The organism is Vibrio sp. V38_P2S17PM301 (assembly GCF_009904845.1).
GTDB lineage: Bacteria > Pseudomonadota > Gammaproteobacteria > Enterobacterales > Vibrionaceae > Vibrio > Vibrio proteolyticus.
On sequence record NZ_WXWO01000062.1, the window covers coordinates 1 to 2,605 of the forward strand.

A 2,605-nucleotide genomic window follows, 5' to 3' on the forward strand; every position below is an offset into this window, starting at 1 on the left:
GACCCCAATTGGGACGGTTGCCCACGAATGGTTTATGGCACATCAAGCGATGGTCAACGTACGAGATTCTCAACGCGTTGCCCTCGACAACTGGCATCACACGTTTGATGGCGCGCTCGGCATCGCCTTAACCGACACCATCGGTATCGATGCGTTTTTACAGGATTTCAATTTACGCCGGGCTCAGGCATACGCAGGTGTACGACATGACTCAGGATCTCCGTTTGACTGGGGTGACAAAATGATCGCTCATTACCAGAAGCTGGGAATCGATCCAATGAGTAAGATGCTGATCTTCACTGATGGTCTTAATTTCGACCGCGCGCTGGAGATTTGCGAATATTTTGCTGGCCGAGCACAGATCAGCTTTGGTATCGGTACGTTCTTGGCCAATGACATGGGGGAATGGCAAAACCGTCAGGGTAAAATCTATGAACCGCTTTCCATGGTCGTAAAAATGGCGGAGTGTAATGGCTCACCCGTTGCTAAAATCAGTGACGAACCCGAGAAAGCTATGTGTGAGGATTTGTTTTTCCTAATGAATCTCAAACAGCGTTTTGGCTTGCCTGTCGATCTCGACAAAGCCATCGGCACACTGAAGTCAATGAAAATAAGCCAGCACAAATTTCAAAGTGTCGCCTGATAAGTCGCACTACTCCAATGAAAAAGCCAGTGTCGTTGAGCACTGGCTTTTTACTAGCGACTATTTAGTGATGTACAAATCACGCGTATAGCGCCGCTCAGATGCGTTGTGGTCGCTGTAGCCACCGACACGTGTCTGTTTTAACACTGAACGGGTATAGAAATACACCGGAATTGCGGGCATCTGATCAGAGAAAATCTGCTCGGCTTTCTGGTATAGGGCTTTACGCTCCGCATCATTGGCCGCATAAGTGGCGTCTTGCAACATTTTATCGTAACGCTCGTCATGCCAACCGCCGTAGTTCATGCCCGAAGAATCGAAGTAAGACAAGAAAGTCGATGCTTCGTTGTAGTCTCCGATCCAGGCATAACGGGCTACCTCAAAGTTCTTTGACGATAGTTCCTGCAGGAACGTTTTCCATTCCTGATTTGCTATCTGAACATTGGCACCAAGGTTCTTTTTCCACATCGATGCCATCGCAATCGCCAGCTTTTTGTGTGATTCGCTGGTGTTATACTCCAGCTCGAACGACAAAGGTTTATCTTTGCCATAGCCCGCTTCCGCCAGCAATTGTTTTGCCTGTTTATTTCGTTCAGCTTGCGTCATTTCGGCCCATTCCAGTGTCGGCACATCAAACCCGGCCACGGCAGGCGGCGTGTTTGAGTACGCAGGCAGTTGCCCCATCCCCAAAATGCCATTTACGACGATATCGCGATCAATCGAGTACGCCAGTGCTTTTCGTACTCGCGGATCATCAAACGGCTTTCTACTGGTGTTGAACAAATAGTAATATGTGCCCAGCGATGGCATGGTGAGCAGTTCATTCGGACGCTCTTTCTTGATGGTTTTGTACAACTCCAACGGTACCGTTGAAGTGATGTCCACTTCTCCGGTACGGAAGCGGTTGTATTCCGCGTTTTCGTCCTGAATCGGCAGATACGTGACTGTCTCGATCACAGTTTTGTCGTTGTTCCAATACGCAGGGTTGCGCTTGAGTACCACACGCTCATTGATGACCCAAGTATCCAGCGTATAAGCACTGCTGGTCACGATGTTTTCCGGTTTGGTCCAGTTCTCACCATATTTTTTCACGGTCGCTTCCGGCAGAGCAAAAGTACTCTCATGCGCTAGCATCTTGGTAAAATAAGGTACAGGCTTGGTCAGCGTGATCTGAACGGTTTTATCGTCTAACGCTTTCACACCCAGTGTATCCGGTGATTTCTCACCTTTCGTGATTTCTGACGCATTGACGATACCGGCCAGCTCCAGATACCAGGAGTATGGCGCGCCAGTTTTCGGATCAACAATGCGCTGGAATGCAAACACAAAGTCGCTGGCTTTGATCGGCGAACCATCCGACCAGTTTGCGTCACGCAAGTGGAAAGTGTACTGCGTCGCGTCTTCTGAAACGTCCCACGTGGTGGCTAAGGCTGGGATGATATTACCGTCTAAGTCCTCACTCACCAAACCTTCAAACATATCGCTGATAACACGGGAACTCGAGGTGTCTGACGACATCGACGGATCCAGCGTTGGCACTTCATCACCGTTACCTCGAGTGATGGTTTGGGTATCTGCCAGCATGACGCCTGCTGGCACTTCCGCCGCCCACGCAGGAGATGAAACAAGCACTGCCAAGCTACTGGCCAGCAGTGTTCGGGTAAATTTTTGCATCTGATTTCCTTATACTTAAATGGTTAACGGGCAGAGAGCCAGTCACCTATCGGCCGAATTCAGCTCCGGCGTACGTCTCCAGTTCCGCACTGACATCCTAACAGTGTGAATTGAACACTTTGTTATAACGTGTTTTATCACCGGACTCTGGGAGCTAAGTTAAGGTTTTATGAATAACTCATTGTTATTTATATTGATTAGAAAATATCAATACGTAGAAAGGAGACAGGAAAGAAAAAAAAGTATCCACCGGCATAGCCGGTGGTTTTTCATATGCGCCTATAAGGC

2 protein-coding genes are annotated in these 2,605 nt (G+C 48.6%); one reads left to right on the forward strand and one right to left on the reverse strand.

Annotated features, from left to right (window positions below):
- The coding region (gene pncB / locus CAG64_RS14505; RefSeq protein ID WP_161489326.1) for a nicotinate phosphoribosyltransferase at positions 1-643 on the forward strand (643 nt) is incomplete at its 5' end.
- 60 nt (positions 644-703) lie between these two features.
- Here the strand turns inward: pncB and CAG64_RS14510 are convergent.
- Positions 704-2,317 (reverse strand): peptide ABC transporter substrate-binding protein, encoded by a 1,614-nt coding sequence (locus tag CAG64_RS14510; RefSeq protein ID WP_161457328.1) that lies wholly within the window; start codon positions 2,315-2,317, stop codon positions 704-706.
- Positions 2,318-2,605: the final 288 nt, after the last annotated feature.